We start from the raw sequence: 17,438 nt of genomic DNA, 5'->3' as shown, positions 1-17,438 counted from the left end.
AACTCGTTTAAACTTGTTGCATATCATGCAACTTCTTATAATAACCATCTTTGGTTATCAATTCTTCATGTGTGCCACGTTCCACGATGATACCCTCATGAAGCACACAGATTTCATCGGCATTTTTTATGGTAGAAAGGCGATGGGCTACAGCCACTGTCGTTCTGGTCTTCATCAAATGGGTAAGTGCATCTTGTACCAATCGCTCACTCTCTGTATCTAAGGCTGATGTTGCCTCATCAAGAATCAAGATAGGTGGATTCTTCAAAATAGCTCGGGCGATACTCACGCGCTGACGCTGACCACCAGAAAGTCGACCTCCACGGTCACCAATATTGGTATCAAAGCCATTTTCTGATTCTTGAATAAATTCGAATGCATTAGCTATCTTAGCTGCATTAGCGACCTCTTCATCTGTAGCGTTATCTTTACCAAATTTAATATTATTCTTGAAAGTATCATTAAAGAGTATAGCTTCCTGATTTACATTACCAATAAGTGAACGTAAATCTTGCACACCTAAATCTTTTACATTGATACCATCGATAAGCACTTCTCCCTCTTGCACATCATAGTAACGAGGTATCAAGTCTACTAAAGTAGATTTACCACTACCGCTCTGTCCTACCAATGCCACAGTATGTCCCTTTGGAATTATCAAATTAATATCCTTCAGCACATATTTCAGTTCTTGGGTCTGTCGATCTGTATACGCAAAAGAGACATGTCTAAACTCAATCTGATGTTCTAATGTTTTAATATGCTTAGGATTAGGACTATCTTTTATTTCGATTTCAGCATTTAAAATCTGATCAATACGCTCCATGCTGGCCAATCCTTTTGGGATATTGTATCCCGCTCTTGAAAATTCTTTCAATGGAGCTATAATACTATAAAGAATTACCAAATAGTAAATAAAAGTAGGACCATCAAGTACAGCCTTGTTTAATACCAAAATTCCGCCAAACCAGAGCACTATCATAATCATAACAGTACCTAAAAATTCGCTCATAGGGTGAGCCATCTGCTGTCGCACGTTTACACGAAGAATATGATCACGATAAGAAGAATTCGTTCTATCGAATCTCTTGTTCATTTTCTCCTCTGCATTGAACGCTTTAATAATACGAAGTCCACCCAGCGTTTCCTCTACTTGACTCATGGTATCACTCCATAAAGTTTGTGCATAGGCACTACGAGCTTTTAGCTTTCTACCAACAACACCCATAAACCAGCCGAAAACCGGTACAAAAATAATAGTAAACAGAGTTAATTGCCAGCTGATGGCCATCAATGTACCAAAATAAATTACGATTAAGACTGGATTTTTAAATAGCATATCCAGACTCGACATAATACTATTCTCTACTTCTTGCACATCACCACTCATACGAGCAATAATATCACCCTTACGTTCCTCACTGAAAAAACTCAAAGAGAGTGAGGTAATCTTCTGATATAATTGATTTCGTATATCTCGAACTACACCTGTACGTATAGGCATCATTGTAGCAGAAGAAAGGAAATAGGCTGCAGTTTTCAAAAAAGTCATAAAAGCTAGGAAAAAGCCAATCACCAGCAGAGCTGTGGTTGCACTAGTTTCCAGTATCATATCCTGCACATAATAAGACAAGTTATTCAGCAAGACTTCCTTATCAAAGGCCCATGGCATCAAATCATTGGCACGAATTCCACCATCCACCTGGAAAAGAATTTGCAGTATTGGTATTAAAGCTGCAAATGAAAAGATATTCAATATTGCTGATAAAATATTGAATATCACAGAAAAAGCGAGATAACGCTTATATGGTGGGACAAATCTTTTCAGTACTTGTAAAAATTCTTTCATATCTTGCAAATATACACCAAATGTGCAAAACTGCAAAGCGTTTTACAGTTTTTTACTTTACTTCTTCTCCAAAGAGAGTTGCAGAAGTAGAACCTGTAATCTTCACTTTGACAAATTCTCCAATATGATGATTACCTTTAGCCATAATAACGGCTTTGTTTTGTGGAGTACGGCCCATAAGTTGATTACGGTCGCGCTTACCAAATCGCTCGATAAGAATTTCAAATACCTTGCCTTCATCCTTCTTGTTCTGCTCTGCACTGATTTGGGTTTGCAAGCTAATCAATTCGTTCAAACGACGAATCTTTTCTTCTTCTGATATATTATCAGGCAGGTGTTCTGCAGCATAAGTACCAGGGCGTTCGCTGTATTTAAACATGAATGCACTGTCGAAACCTACTTCTTTCATCAGTGACAATGTCTGCTGGAAATCTTCTTCTGTTTCATCATGATAACCTACAAAAACATCGGTAGTAATGCCACAATCAGGGATAATACGATGAATAGCATCAATAGTTTTCATATATTTCTCGCGGGTATACTTGCGATTCATCAGTTTCAGAACTTTGTCGCTTCCGCTCTGAGCAGGGAAGTGGATATGATGACACAAATTTGGCTCATCAGCAATAGCCTGTAAAATATCTTCTGTCATATCCTCAGGATTAGATGTGGTGAAACGTACACGCATATCTGGCACAGACTCAGCGACCTTGCGAAGTAATTCTGCAAAAGAAGTACCATTCTCAGGACGCTTACCATTAGGTAACAGACCGTAACTGTTTACATTCTGACCTAAAAGGGTTACTTCCTTGAACCCCTTATCATGCAAATCTTTTACCTCACGCAGAATGCTTTCTACATCACGACTACGCTCACGCCCTCTTGTGAAAGGAACGATACAGTAATGACAGAAATTATTGCAACCACGCATAATACTAACAAAACCACTTACATGGTTACCACCAATACGCTGTGGAATAACATCACGATAAGTCTCTGTCTTAGAGAGTTCAACATCTATTGCAGGCTGACCCAATTCGCAACTGGCTATCATCTCTGGTAGATTAAGATAAGAATCTGGTCCACATACTAAATTAGCATAATGGTTCTGCACCAAATCTTCCTTTACACGCTCTGCCATACAACCCAGCACACCAAGAATAACCTTACGACCCTTCTTCTGCTCTGCATGGAGGGTTTCTAAACGGTTAAAAATTTTGTTTTCTGCATTTTCTCGCACACTACATGTATTGAGGAAAATGGCATCTGCCTCATCCTCATTATCAGTTGTCTCATAACCGGCCATCTTCATAACTGATGCAACGACTTCACTATCGGCCACATTCATCTGACAACCGTATGTTTCTATAAAAAGTTTTTTATCCATTTCTTACCTTAAATTGGGATGCAAAGTTACTGAAAATAAATTAATTACGCAAATTCTTCGTTGCAAAAAGCAAGACGAAGTAAATGACTACAGCAGATACCATACCTGCTATAGCATCGATGAGATAATGTGCCTGAATATATACTGTTGCCATACACAGGAACAAATAGATTGGAAGGATACTATACACTAACCATTTCTTACGCGTATGTATTGCAAGCAGCATGCATACTGTACTGATGCCCACATGGCTGCTTGGAAATGCAGCAGTAGGTCGTTCACCTGCATCTTTGGCATCCTCTACAAGACGATAAAACAGACCATCAGGATCACCTGGACTTGGCAAACAATCTGTATGTGTATTGAAATAATCACCTAATGCGGGGAACACCCCATTAGCGATATCATGAAGGCCTACTGCTTCATAATAGAAGGTTGGACCTGCTACGGGTACAAAAATAAAGATGACATAATAAATCAGAAATGCTGCCATCAAAATGAAAGTACAACGTTCAAATTCCTGATATTTCAGAAAGAAATAATATAGAGCTACATAAGCAATAATCGGATAATACATAAAATAGCCCATATCCATCAATTCACTAATAATGTGCGATGGAAAATTTTTAGCAAATACCAATGCAGGCTGAAAACCAAAGAGACTCTGCTCCCAGCCGGCAAAAATATAATCCATATTCATGAAAATACGGTTCAACTCATAAGTATCAGGATACCACCAGGCTAAAAGACCTAACTGTGGTACAATACGCATAAGCTTAGTCATACGACAAGGAACCATACGATATACGGCCCAAAGTAACAGGGTCATTACCAATATCTGCACTCGCCCCCAAATCATAGATTGTGGATTATGAAGACGAGTATAGGTAAAGAAAATCATCAACAGGGTAAAAGCCATATAGGCCAACACAGCCCATTCTAAAGCCAAAAGCCCCCTTTTAGGATTCTTCTCTATTTTAAAGTATTCTAAAAACATCATTTCACCATAAAGGATGGCCTATTAAAGCCAACCGTTTTCTTGATACCATTTTACTGTTAGCTTCACACCACGCTTCAACTGATATTGTGGGTGAAAACCAAGTTCATCTACAGCGGGTTCGATATCACATCGCCAATTGCGCTGCTTCAGAATGTTAAACTTATCGTTATTGAGTACTGTCATTTTTCCCGTCAGCCGGCCATAGTATTCACCGAAAAAAGTAATTACACGAAGCACCCAGATAGGAGCTTTAATACGCAACCACCATGGTTTACCCATTTCTGCATGGAGCAGATCACTAAACTCTGTAGACTGATATACTTTACCATCACTCAGGAAGTATTTCCTACCGCTCTTGCCTCTATCCAAAGCCTGGAACACAGCCTGAACAACATCGAGTACATATATGAAAGTAATATCCTGACACTTAAAGCCTACAGAGAAATCGATATGCTGCTTAATACTCTTAGCCATCATGAAATAATCTTTTTCTTTCGGACCATACACACCGGTAGGACGAAGAATGATATAAGATAACTGTCCATTCACAGATTCCAAGAACTTTTCAGCTTCGAGTTTACTTTTACCATATGCTGTATTCGGATGAGGTACATCATTTTCCTCGATTTCATGATAAGGTTGTTCTTCACGGACAGCTCCAAACACACTAAGTGAACTCAGGTATACCAATCGTTTCAAAGGCATTTTCAGCTCCAAGATAGCCTTTACGAGATTAATGGTACCCTCTGTATTCACTTTGTAAAAATCCTCCTGATGCAGACATTTTGTTGCACCTGCAGCATGAACAATATAATCAAAATTTGTATCAGCTAACTGCTGTTTCAGTTTTTCTTTATCTGAGAGATCAAGTTCTATGAAGTGGATACGCTCGTCTTGTAAATATCGACGACTACTCGATTTACGAACGCCAGCCCAAGTTTCCAAGCCCCTATTAAGGGCTTCTTCAACTATAAAACTACCAATAAAACCAGATGCTCCGGTTACAAGAATTTTCATTTATTTTTTTTATGTTTCGCTTGCAAAGATACGAATTATTTTGTAAGTTTGCATATAATAATGATTAAAAGACATTTTAGCTATGGGAAAGGGTAAAAAAGGAGGCAAGCGCCTCACGAAGAAACAATTGACAGAGAAATTGCTCAATCTTTTCCAATCGCATCCTGACGAGGTACTTTCTTTCAAAGATATTTTCCACATGCTTCACTTGGACACCCATCCGTTGAAGATGCTGGCTATCGACGTGATGGAAGAAATGGCTTGGGATGATTATTTGATGAAGATTGCGGATAACAAATACCAGCTCAATACCAAGGGACAGTTACTTGAAGGTACTTTCATTCGTAAAACAAATGGAAAGAACGCTGTAAAGCCAGATAATGACGAGACTCCAATTTTCGTATCAGAACGAAATTCGATGTTCGCCCTTAATGGCGACCGTGTACGTGTAGCTTTATTGGCTCGCCGCAAAAATCATATTCGAGAAGCACAAGTACTCGAAATTCTCGAGCACAGTAAGAATACTATTGTAGGACGTCTTCATGTGGGCAAGGATTTGGCATATTTGGTTACACCGAATAATATCTATTCACACGATATCATTATCCCTAAACGTAAGTTGAAAGGAGGTAAAACCGATGATAAGGCTATAGTAAAGATTACACAGTGGCCTAGCGCCGAACATAAAGATATGTTGGGCGAAGTCGTTGATATATTAGGTGCTACAGGTGACAATGATGTCGAAATGAATACTATTCTAGCTCAATATGGCCTACCATACATTTATCCAAAGAATGTAGAGGAAGCAGCTAATCAGATTACTGGTGAGATTACCGAGAAAGATTTGGCTGAGCGTGAAGACTTTCGAGATGTTTTCACTTGTACCATCGACCCCAAGGATGCTAAGGACTTCGACGACGCTTTGTCGTTCAAGGAGTTGGATAAAGGTCTCTATCAGGTGGGGGTTCACATTGCCGATGTATCACACTACGTCAAAGAGGGTTCGGTTATCGATAAGGAAGCTTATAAGCGTGCTACCAGTGTATACTTGGTAGATCGTACTATTCCGATGTTGCCCGAACGTCTTTGCAATTTTATCTGTTCACTTCGTCCAGACGAAGAAAAACTGGCTTATAGTGTCATCTTTAATCTCGATGACGAAGCAAATATCAAGGCATATCGTATAGTTCATACTGTTATCAAGAGTAATCGTCGCTATGCTTACGAAGAGGTTCAACAAATTCTCGAATACAATGGAGTGATAGATGGTACTGGCGAACCTGCTCCAAAAGCTCCGAAAGATGGTTACAAAGGCGAGAATGCTACCATTCTTATCATGCTCGACCGTTTGGCTAAGAAACTTCGCGCCAACCGATTCAAGAATGGTAGTGTAAAATTCGATCGCGAGGAACTCCACTTTGATGTAGACGAAAAGGGCAAACCTACTCGTTGTTATTTTAAACGTAGCCACGATGCCAATAAACTGATTGAGGAGTTCATGCTTCTAGCCAATAAGACTGTTGCTGAGAGTATTGGCAAGGTCGCTCGTGCCAAAAAAGCAAAGGTACTTCCTTATCGTGTACACGACAATCCAGATCCTACTAAATTAGAAACCTTACGCGAATTCGTGGTCAAATTTGGCTACAAACTCAAAAGCACCAGTACCAAGGGAGCTACAGCTCGCAGTTTAAATAAATTGATGGAGGAAGTGAGCAAGAAGCCTGAGTCTAACATGATTCAGATGGTAGCCCTTCGTGCTATGATGAAGGCGAAGTATAGCGTACATAATATCGGTCACTTCGGTTTGGCATTTGATTACTATACCCACTTCACTTCGCCAATTCGACGTTATCCTGATACTTTGGTACACCGTCTGCTCACTCGTTATGCCGAAGGCGGAAGAAGTGTTAACGAGAAGCGTTACGAGGAACTTTGCGAGCACTGTTCTGAAATGGAGCTAGTAGCTCAAAGTGCAGAGCGCGATTCTATCAAATACAAGATGGTTGAATTTATGGGCGACAAATTGGGAGAGGTTTACGATGCTCATATCAGTGGTATCACCAGCTTCGGTATTTATGCAGAAATCGATGAAAACCATTGCGAAGGTATGGTACCTATGCGCGATTTACAAGATGACTATTATGACTTCGATGAGCGCAACTTCTGTCTCATTGGACGTCGCCGTCATCACAAATATCAGTTAGGAGATGCTATCAAGATTCAGGTAGCCCGTACTGATTTAGAGAAAAAGCAGCTCGACTTTACCATCTACGATGAAAACAAGAAGAATAAGAGATAACCTCTTCAAGAATAAAAGCCTGACAGGATCTATTCTGCCAGGCTTTATTGTTGTGTGTTTCACATACCTTTACTGAAGCACTTTTTTCTGTGCCTTAACTGTACCGTTCTTATATGTTGTACGAACGATTTTCACACCATGTTGAAGATTTGGAGTTTCTGCTCCGATAATTGTATATAATTTTTTTTAAGTCTCTTGATATAATTTCATCTACATCAAGACTTCAATATCTGTTACCTTACTATTTACACTATAGTAAAGTTAACAGGCGTATATAAAAAGTAGTTTATTCATTAGGTCTGTAAATTGTCAAATTATTGATTTACTAAACGTTATTTATCCATATGAATCACTTGAAGGATTGCGTCTCTTTATATATTTATTGAGTATTCGCTTGGATAGGTTTTACTAGAGCAAAGGTGCAAAAAATGATGTAATTCAGCCTATGATTTTTTACCAAAAACCCATAAAAAATTGTTCAAAAGCCTTAAAACGCTAATTTGATACCGATATTTTGCGAATTTTTGCTTATTTTGCACTTCCAATCATTCACCGTAAAAAAGAAATGATAATCTAGTAAAAACCAAATAATATCTAAAAATATGTATCTTAAAAGGACATCTATCCTATGGTCAGCAGTTTTGTATACCTGTTTGATTTTTGCCCAAGGCCGACAGGAAATCAATCTGCAAAATAACTGGCAGTTTTCACACGAAGGCCAAACATGGGTAAACGTAACCATTCCTCACGATTGGGCCATCAGTGGACCATTTAATAAGAAGTGGGACTTACAGTATGTGGCCATCACACAAAATGGCGAAACAGAAAAGAGTGAAAAATCTGGTCGTTCTGGCGCTCTGCCTTGGATTGGCAAAGGCCAGTATAAAACCACCTTTACTGTTCCCACTAAATATAATAAGGCCCTGCTTCACTTTGACGGTGCCATGGCCGAACCAACTGTATATATTAATGGTCAAGAAGCAGGCTATTGGCCATACGGCTATAATGCTTTCGAGATAGATGCTACCCCGTTTATTCATCACAATGGATCTGTGAACACGCTCGAGGTAAAGCTCCAGAATGTTGAAGAAAGCAGCCGATGGTATCCGGGTGCAGGAATCTATCGCCCAGTGACATTGATTCTTACAGGCAACACAGCTATCAACCGATGGGGCACATACATTCGTACCATTAAAGCCAATACACAAGAGGCCATCGTTAGTATAGATACACAAATTGACGGCGCAAACTACCAGAAGAATCTCTCAGCAGAAGTTACCATCTATAATGCAAAAGGTAGTTTCATTGCAGCCAACCATGCTGATGTTACAAGAGAAGGTAAGATACACGCCGATTTAGATTTCAAGAAGCCTGAACTTTGGAGTCCAGAGTCACCTTACCTTTATAAGGTTGTCACCCGACTCTATCAGAATAATCAACTTATCGATGAGACCATTGACAAATTAGGTGTACGTACCCTCTCCTTCGATAAAGAAAACGGCTTTATGCTTAATGGACAAAAACGAAAGTTTAAGGGTGTATGCTTACACCACGATTTAGGTCCACTAGGAACAGCTGTCAATAAAGCAGCTCTTATCCGTCAAGTTCGTATTCTCAAAGATATGGGATGCGATGCCATTCGAACCTCTCATAACATGCCTTCTACCATGCAGATGGAAGTATATGACTCTTTAGGTATGATGGTTATGGCTGAAAGTTTCGATATGTGGGTCTATCCTAAATGCAAGAATGGCTACTCTAGATTTTTCAAAGAATGGGCCGATAAAGATATTACCAACCTCGCCTTGAATCATCGCAATCATCCTTCACTCGTAATGTGGAGCATCGGCAATGAGATTCCAGAGCAGTGGAGCGAAGAAGGACGCAAGCTCTCCGTACATTTACAGAATATTCTGCATCAGTTAGACCCTAGTCGCCCTGTTACCCAGGGTATGGACAAAGCTGAGAATGCACTAAAATCTGGTTTTGCTCAGGCGATGGATATTCCTGGTTTCAACTACCGCGTATATAAATATGGCCGTAATATCAAACAGCTGCCAAAAGGATTTATTCTAGGTACTGAGACAGCTTCTACCATCAGTTCACGTGGTGTATATAAGTTTCCTGTAGAATGGACAGCCCATAAAACTTATCCAGACGGACAAGTAAATAGTTACGATACCCAATGGTGCTCATGGAGCAATCTGCCAGAAGAAGATTTTATCGCTGATGAGGATGTAAATTATACTATCGGTCAATTTGTGTGGACTGGATTTGATTATTTAGGCGAACCATCTCCATACGATACTTATTGGCCTTCACGAAGCAGTTATTTCGGTATTTGTGACTTAGCCGGACTTCCTAAAGACCGTTACTACCTCTATCGCTCCGTTTGGAACAAGAAAGACCATACTATTCACCTCCTGCCCCACTGGACATGGCCCGAACGCAAAGGAAAAATTACCCCAATATTCTGCTATACAGACTATCCTACTGCAGAACTCTTTATCAATGGTAAAAGCCAAGGAAAAATCAGCAAAGCTATAGGCGTACAAGGCGAAATACATACCGGCAGAGCTGCAAACAGTATAGACGCTCAAGCTAGAGCTAAGCGCTATCGTCTAATGTGGGATAACGTAGTATACGAACCAGGAGAAGTAAAAGTAGTAGTTTACGACAAAAATGGGCATAAGGCTGACGAAAAGACCATGAAGACTGCTGGCAAACCTGCTAAACTTTTACTCGAAGCAGACCGTAAAACAATTGCAGCCGATGGCAACGATTTGAGCTATATCACCGTTTCGCTTACTGATAAAGACGGTACCCTTATCCCTTACGCTACTGATCAACTTACATTCGAAGTTACAGGCGACGGACAGTTCAAGGGAGTTTGCAATGGTGATGCTACTTCGCTTGAAGTATTTACCAAGCCTACCATGAAACTCTTTGCTGGTCAATTGGTACTTGTCGTACAGAGCAATAAAAACAAGGGCAACATCAACGTAAAGGTTGTCGATGCCAAGCGAAAACTTTCTCAAACACTACAAATTAGCACAAGATAAACCTATTAATAGATTAATTCATTCTTAGAAAAGTATAGGAGTATAACTACAATGAAAATCAAGATACATTTTAACCATAAAGAGGAGTTATGGAATAGCTGGTCGCATGCAGGAGGCATTCTCTTAGGCATTGTATTTGGCATCATTTTTCTCTATTGGTGTTTCTCATGCCACAATGGTTGGGCTACAGCAGGGGTCATTTTGTATCTTTTCGGCATGTTATGCTCCTATGCAGCTTCAACCATTTACCACAGTCTTTCGGCCTGGAGCAAATGGAAAGAAAGGCTACGCAAATGGGATCACGCTGCCATCTATTGGCATATTGCCGGCAGTTATTCGCCTATCACATTGATAGCTATGCGCGATCAGGGTTATTGGGGATGGAGCATTTTTATCTTTATTTGGCTCTGTGCCATTATCGGCACCATTATGAGTTTCGTCAACCTAAAAGACCACAGTAATCTCGAAACTATTGCTTTTGTAGGTATGGGGCTTTTGGTCCTTATTGCATTCAAGCCACTTATCAACGCACTTTCCACAGCAGCTTTCGTTTGGATAGTTGCAGAAGGAGTTAGCTATATCACTGGAGCCATCTTCTACAGTTTAAACAAAAAGAAATACATGCATACCGTATTTCACTTCTTCGTACTCATGGGTAGTATTTGTCATATTATTGCTGTATGGGATATTCTCATGCAGTATATCTAAAAAGCATCACTGCTGGTATCCATCCCAAATAATAACCAATAACACCAACCATTATGCACTTACCTTGTATTAACATAGTATTTGACAAAGAGAATAACCGAATTCTCTGAATAATCACAAAAAAATCCCCAGAAAAAACACGTATTCCTGGGGATTTTACTATGTAAGTTATCTAATAAAAAGAAGTTTCTCTTATTTATTGAGCTTCCATGCAACACCATCCTTGGTATCCTTTATCTCGAAACCTGCATCGGCTAGCATATCGCGAATCTGATCACTTGTAGCCCAATCCTTAGATGCCTTAGCTTTAGCACGAAGGTCGAGCACCATATCAACAACCTTGCCGTATGCCTCCTCACGGGCATCGTTATTAGCACCTTTCTCGTTCTTCAAACCTAAAAGATCAAAAGTAAAGAGGTGCATAGTATCTGTAAGTTCCTTTAAATCATCAGCACTGATATTTGCTTTATGATCAAGGATTGAATTAATTAGGTGACATGCCTCAAAAAGATAGCTGATAACAAGTGGAGTCATAAAATCATCATTCATTGCATCATAACAGCGTTGACGTAACTCCTTCACAAACTTAGCTGTAGGCTCATCGCTAGTAGCTACAACCTGAACTCGACTCAAATCATCGATAGCATTCATCAATCGCTCATAACCTTTTTGAGCTGCAAGTAAAGCTTCATTAGAGAAATCAACAGTGCCACGATAGTGAGCAGACAGAATAAAGAAGCGGATGGTCATTGGAGAATAAGCCTGATCTAATGAAGCATGATTACCTGTGAAAAACTGATCTAAAGTTATAAAGTTACCAAGACTCTTACCCATCTTCTGACCATTGATGGTAATCATATTGTTATGCATCCAGTAATGTACCATCTGGTCACCCTGACTAGCTACTGCCTGAGCGATTTCGCACTCATGATGAGGAAATACAAGATCCATACCACCACCATGAATATCGAAATGATTACCTAAATACTTTCTACCCATCGCAGTACACTCACAGTGCCAACCTGGGAAACCATCACCCCAAGGACTTGGCCAACGCATGATATGTTCCGGCGTAGCCTTTTTCCAAAGAGCAAAGTCTACTTGATTTTTCTTCTCACCCACACCATTCAACTCACGGCTATTATTAATCATATCCGTAAGGTTACGGTGAGAAAGAATACCATATTTATGGTCCTTATCGTACTTCTCGATATCGAAATAAACAGAACCATTGCTCTCATAGGCATAACCATTATCAAGAATTTGCTGAACTAACTGCTCCTGCTCGATAATATGACCTGTAGCATGTGGCTCGATTGATGGAGGCAATACATTGAGCGCATCCATGGCCTGATGATAGCGGTTAGTATAATACTGTGCTATCTCCATTGGCTCCAACTGCTCCAAACGAGCCTTTTTCTCGATTTTATCATCTCCTTCATCTGCATCGTGCTCCAAGTGACCGACATCAGTAATGTTACGTACGTAGCGTACCTTGTAGCCCAGGTGCTTCAAATAACGGAAAAGAATATCGAAAGTAATAGCGGGACGAGCATGGCCCAAGTGAGCATCACCATAAACGGTAGGTCCACATACATACATACCCACATTAGGTGCATGCAACGGTTTGAACAACTCTTTCGTTCTAGTGAGCGTATTATAGATTAATAAATGCTGTTCCATGAGTTTATCTTATTTTTTCTTTATTTTCTTACAATAAAACTTGGCTACAAAGTTAACAAAATAACTTTATATAAAGAAGTATCAAAGCAATTTTCTATTTGCATATTCGTTTCACTTAAAAATACAGACGATTGGCTGAAAGTTTTTGCATATGTATAGTCCACTTTTTATCTTTGCAACGTCAAGATACAATATATAGGAAATAAAATTAAAACTAGACTTAACAAAAGGACACAAATCCCTCAACCACACAAGGAAAGCTTCATGTAATATGGTGATATTATATGAAGCTTCTTTCTTTTATTATACACTACACGAAAAAGTATATAAATACACTATATTAGCATAATAGCACTAATATTTAGCCAATTTTATGCAAAAAAGCAGCGAAAATTTACATATTAATAAAAAAATATGTATCTTTGCAACATCGTTTTTATAAGAGCATATATATATATTATAAGAGAGAAATGTCGTATACCAGAATAACAGCTGCAGAAGGTGCAGCTATGATAAAAAATAACGAAACAATAGGATTAAGTGGATTTACCCCTAATGGTGTTCCCAAGGCTATTTTCCGCGAACTCTCAAAAAAAGCAATAGGAGAACATGAGGCAGGACATCCATTTCAGGTAGGCATCATCACTGGTGCCTCTACTTCGCAGAGTATTGAGGGCGATATGGCTGCAGCCAACGCTATCAAGTTTCGTACTCCCTTCTCTACCAACAGAGACTTCCGCAATCACACCAACATGGGTGAAATCGATTACGAAGATATGCACTTAGGACATATGGGCGAACGTCTTCGTCGTGGATTTTATGCTGACATCGATGTGGCTATCATTGAGGTTAGCGACATAGAAGAGGGTGCTAACATCTGTAAAGCTTATCTTACCAGTGCCGGTGGAATCGTTCCTACTATCGTCCGTTTGGCCAAGCGCATTATTCTGGAGAAAAATACATTCCATAGTCCTAACTCACGTTTCCTTCACGATGTATACGAAATCGAAGAATGTCCATTCCGTCAGCCTATTCCTATTATGAAGGTAGGTGATCGTATCGGTAAGGAGTATGTAGAAATTGATGCAAGTAAGATTGTAGGTGTAGTAGAGTGCTGCATCCCAGAAGAGGCGCGCGCATTCAAACCATTAGACCCAGTAACCGAGCAGATGGGACATAACGTTGCAGACTTCTTAGTAAAGGATTTGAAAGCAGGACGAATTCCATCTACTTTTCTGCCCCTACAAAGTGGTGTGGGGACCACGAGTAATGCCGTACTCGAGGCCTTAGGTCAAAATCCTCATGTTCCGGTATTTAGTGTCTATACCGAAGTAGTACAAGATGCTGTTATAAAATATATGCAAGAAGGAAGAATTAAGGATGCCTCATGCTCTTCGCTGACAGTTACTAACGAAACGCTACAGGAAGTATACAATAATATCGACTACTTCAAAAATCATATTACTATACGTCCAAGTGAAATCAGTAACTCGCCCGAGGTAATTCGCCGATTGGGTGTCATCGCTATGAATACAGCCATCGAGTGTGATATCTATGGTAATGAGAATTCAAGTCATATCTGTGGTAGTAAATTGATGAATGGTATAGGGGGTAGTTGTGATTACGAGCGTAATGGCTATCTCAGCATTTTTACCACACAGAGTACAACTAAGGGTGGTAAGATATCTGCTATCGTACCGATGTGTAGCCATGTGGACTCTACTGAACATGATGTAGATGTAATCGTAACTGAACAAGGGGTAGCAGATCTAAGAGGAAAAGGTCCGTTGAAGAGAGCACAGGAAATCATAGAGAACTGTGCACATCCAGACTATCGTCCGATATTACGTGAATATCTGAAGATTGCAGGAGTAGGCCATGAGCCACAGAGTATGCGAGCAGCTCTGGCCTTCCATGATACTTTCTTGACAAAAGGTGATATGAGACTGACAGATTTCAGCGATTATCTTAAATGAGATATTGCTTCTGCCAACTGTGATAATGCTTGAGCTATCAATGGTCTTGGGCATCCCACATTTAAACGCATAAAACCTTCGCCTCCCGGCCCAAACATCTCACCATCATTGAGGGCCAAATGGGCTTTATCTATGAAGAGGTCGAGCAACTGATCATGTGAAAGGTGAAGGTCACGACAATTTAACCAAACAAGGAAAGATGCCTGAGGTCGTAACGGAAGAATCTGAGGCATTTTTTCTTTGCAATAATCTTCTACAAACTTAATATTATCTTCGACGTAAGCTAACATCTGCTTACGCCATTCTTCTCCCTTTCGGAAAGCAGCTATCGTAGCTATATGAGCAAAGATATGAGCTTCATCGAGCTCATTAGCCGTAAGCCAGTGATAGAATACTTTTCTAATTTTCTCATTCGGAACAATAGCATAGCTGGAAATAATACCGGCTATATTGAAGGTCTTCGTAGGGGCTTGAAAAGTAATACTAATTTGAGCAGCCTTATCGCTCACCGTAGCAAAAGGAATATGTTTATGACCAAATATGGCTAAATCTGCATGAATTTCATCGCTCACCACTAAAATATGATGTTCATAACAAAATTCGGCCAGTTTAATCAGCGTTTCTTTATCCCAGCAGATGCCTCCTGGATTATGAGGATTACAAAGTATCAATACCTTACATTTCTCATCGTATACTTGTGCCAGGTTATCAAAATCCATCTCGTAATAACCATCCTCCTTACGCTTCAACGGATTCCATACGACCTCACGATGATTTCCCTGAGGTGTAAGGAAAAACGGATGATATACTGGTGGCATAACGATAACCTTTTCATCAGGCTTGAGAAAGAGATTACATACGATTCCAATACCCTTGACGATACCTGGGATAAATTTAAGCCAGCGACGATGGATACTCCATTGATGATGGTAGAGTATCCAATCGTGAATAGCTGGATAATAATCCTCTGGTTCTACTGTATAGCCTAATATCGGGTGCTCAAGACGTTGCTTCATTGCATCTATGATATCAGGACATACGGCAAAGCCCATATCAGCTACCCACATAGGAAGTAGGTCGTCACGATGCCAGCGAGGTAAGAGAGCTCCATGCATCAAATCGCCAGAGCCCGTTCTATCTATAATGGTATTGAAATCGTACTTCATCTACAATCTTTTTAGTTAATCGTAATGTGAATGATTAAGCCTCCAGAGCCTGACGAATATCGTTGAACAGGTCGTGGTAATCTTCCAAACCGATACTGAGACGCACTGTGGTATCAAGAACATCCATCTTACGCTTCTGCTCTGGTCTGAAAAGTCCAAAAATGGTACTATAAGGATGAATAGCCAAGGTGCGATTATCAAATAGATTGGTTGCACGATGGATAAGCTGAAGGTGATTGATAAAATGGAAACAAGCATCCTGATCAGCCAAATCGATACAAATCATAGCCCCGGCAGTAGCACCAAACTGACGCTGAGCTAATTCGTGATAAGGATTATCCTCAAGACCAACATAGTTTACGCGCTTAATCTGTGGAAGGGTCTGAAGCAACTTCGCAAGCTGCAAGGCATTATCAGACTGTACACGATAGCGAGCTGCAAGCGTCTCCAAACCCAAGGTCTGCAGATAAGCTACATGAGGAGTCATGTAAGCACCAAAATTGAAAAGTAATTCGTTCTTGATAAACTGGCCAATACCAAAGACTGAACCATAATCGATTACAAGACCACCTAAAGATGTAGCACCACCACTAATATACTTAGTGCTTGAAACGACTTCGACATCGACACCAAGACTATGACTATTAAACTGAGTAAAAGGAATTGTAGTAGTATCAGCTACCAACACTGTACCCTTTTCATGCGCCACCTTAGCTAAGGTTGGAATATCAGCAACTTCCATCTGAGGATTGGTGATTATTTCAAAAAATACACAAGCTGTATTCTCATCGATAGCAGCTGCAACCTCTTCAGGATTAGTTAAATCAACCAATCGAGTTTCTACACCGAAACGTTTCATCGAAACGGTCAATAGAGAGAACGTATTGCCAAAGAGATGCTTAGAAGTTACGACATTCTTACCCTGTCCTGTCAAAGCTAAAAGTAAATTACTGATAGCAGCCATACCACTATTAAAAGCAATAACATGCTTAGCGCCTGTAAGGGCAATGACACGATCTTCGAGATTGGTAACTGTAGGATTAGCTGTACGTGAATAATCTGGCATACCTGAGCGCCCCGTAAAAGCATCGGTCATATCTTGCGCATTATCAAATTCGTAAGCTACTGCATTATATACTGGTACACTCAGCGCACCATAGGCATCGCGCTTGCGATAAGGTACATGGATAGCACAAGTCTCTTTAGACAAATTCTTACTTGATCCACAACACGCAGGATCTTTTTCATTCTGTTCGTTCTCTTTCATACTCTTAAATAATTAATATCTTGA

11 protein-coding genes are annotated in these 17,438 nt (G+C 40.0%); 4 read left to right on the top strand and 7 right to left on the bottom strand.

Annotated elements, in window-relative coordinates; all coding sequences use genetic code 11:
• Positions 1 to 7: 7 nt before the first annotated feature.
• Genes L6469_RS09145 through L6469_RS09130 form a run of 4 tightly spaced genes read right to left on the bottom strand, consistent with a single transcriptional unit; the run spans position 8 to position 5,253 of the window.
• The gene (locus L6469_RS09145; RefSeq protein ID WP_006283543.1) at positions 8 to 1,849 is read right to left on the bottom strand and encodes an ABC transporter ATP-binding protein; all 1,842 of its coding nucleotides are present in this window, start codon (positions 1,847 to 1,849) and stop codon (positions 8 to 10) included.
• 52 nt (positions 1,850 to 1,901) lie between these two features.
• A complete protein-coding gene (gene miaB, locus L6469_RS09140) occupies positions 1,902 to 3,236 on the bottom strand; it encodes a tRNA (N6-isopentenyl adenosine(37)-C2)-methylthiotransferase MiaB (protein ID WP_027453242.1) in 1,335 nt (444 codons plus the stop codon).
• Positions 3,237 to 3,276: 40 nt separating this feature from the next.
• Positions 3,277 to 4,236, bottom strand: a complete 960-nt coding sequence (locus L6469_RS09135; RefSeq protein ID WP_006283409.1) for a phosphatase PAP2 family protein — start codon at positions 4,234 to 4,236, stop codon at positions 3,277 to 3,279.
• A 21-nt stretch (positions 4,237 to 4,257) separates the two neighbouring features.
• A complete protein-coding gene (locus tag L6469_RS09130; RefSeq protein WP_027453241.1) occupies positions 4,258 to 5,253 on the bottom strand; it encodes an NAD-dependent epimerase/dehydratase family protein in 996 nt (331 codons plus the stop codon).
• Between the two features lie 82 nt (positions 5,254 to 5,335).
• Between L6469_RS09130 and rnr the strand changes: the two genes are divergently transcribed.
• From rnr to trhA, 3 genes are all read left to right on the top strand, one after another.
• Positions 5,336 to 7,552, top strand: coding sequence for a ribonuclease R (gene rnr / locus L6469_RS09125; protein ID WP_027453240.1), 2,217 nt, complete (start codon positions 5,336 to 5,338; stop codon positions 7,550 to 7,552).
• 602 nt (positions 7,553 to 8,154) lie between these two features.
• Positions 8,155 to 10,614: a glycoside hydrolase family 2 TIM barrel-domain containing protein gene (locus L6469_RS09120; RefSeq protein ID WP_036858001.1), complete on the top strand. Its 2,460-nt coding sequence runs from the start codon at positions 8,155 to 8,157 to the stop codon at positions 10,612 to 10,614.
• Between the two features lie 51 nt (positions 10,615 to 10,665).
• Positions 10,666 to 11,322: a PAQR family membrane homeostasis protein TrhA gene (trhA, locus tag L6469_RS09115; RefSeq protein ID WP_006282928.1), complete on the top strand. Its 657-nt coding sequence runs from the start codon at positions 10,666 to 10,668 to the stop codon at positions 11,320 to 11,322.
• 192 nt (positions 11,323 to 11,514) lie between these two features.
• On the opposite strand, the gene cysS is transcribed toward trhA, so the two are convergent.
• Positions 11,515 to 13,005 carry a cysteine--tRNA ligase gene (gene cysS, locus L6469_RS09110; RefSeq protein ID WP_006282927.1) on the bottom strand — a complete coding sequence of 497 codons (1,491 nt, stop codon included), beginning with the start codon at positions 13,003 to 13,005 and terminating at the stop codon, positions 11,515 to 11,517.
• 470 nt (positions 13,006 to 13,475) lie between these two features.
• Here cysS and L6469_RS09105 point away from each other — a divergent pair, with 470 nt between their 5' ends.
• The gene (locus L6469_RS09105; protein WP_006282926.1) at positions 13,476 to 14,981 is read left to right on the top strand and encodes an acetyl-CoA hydrolase/transferase C-terminal domain-containing protein; all 1,506 of its coding nucleotides are present in this window, start codon (positions 13,476 to 13,478) and stop codon (positions 14,979 to 14,981) included.
• On the opposite strand, the gene L6469_RS09100 is transcribed toward L6469_RS09105, so the two are convergent.
• Entirely contained in the window at positions 14,969 to 16,147 is a 1,179-nt protein-coding gene (locus tag L6469_RS09100) for a MalY/PatB family protein (protein WP_006282925.1), read from the bottom strand. The genes L6469_RS09105 and L6469_RS09100 overlap by 13 nt on opposite strands.
• A gap of 34 nt (positions 16,148 to 16,181) precedes the next feature.
• A complete protein-coding gene (locus tag L6469_RS09095) occupies positions 16,182 to 17,414 on the bottom strand; it encodes a trans-sulfuration enzyme family protein (RefSeq protein ID WP_006282924.1) in 1,233 nt (410 codons plus the stop codon).
• Positions 17,415 to 17,438 lie beyond the last annotated feature (24 nt).

This window comes from Segatella baroniae B14, from assembly GCF_022024235.1.
GTDB classification, from domain to species: domain Bacteria; phylum Bacteroidota; class Bacteroidia; order Bacteroidales; family Bacteroidaceae; genus Prevotella; species Prevotella bryantii.
Note: the sequence above shows the minus strand (reverse complement) of the source record. Positions and strands in the feature narration are given on the sequence as shown.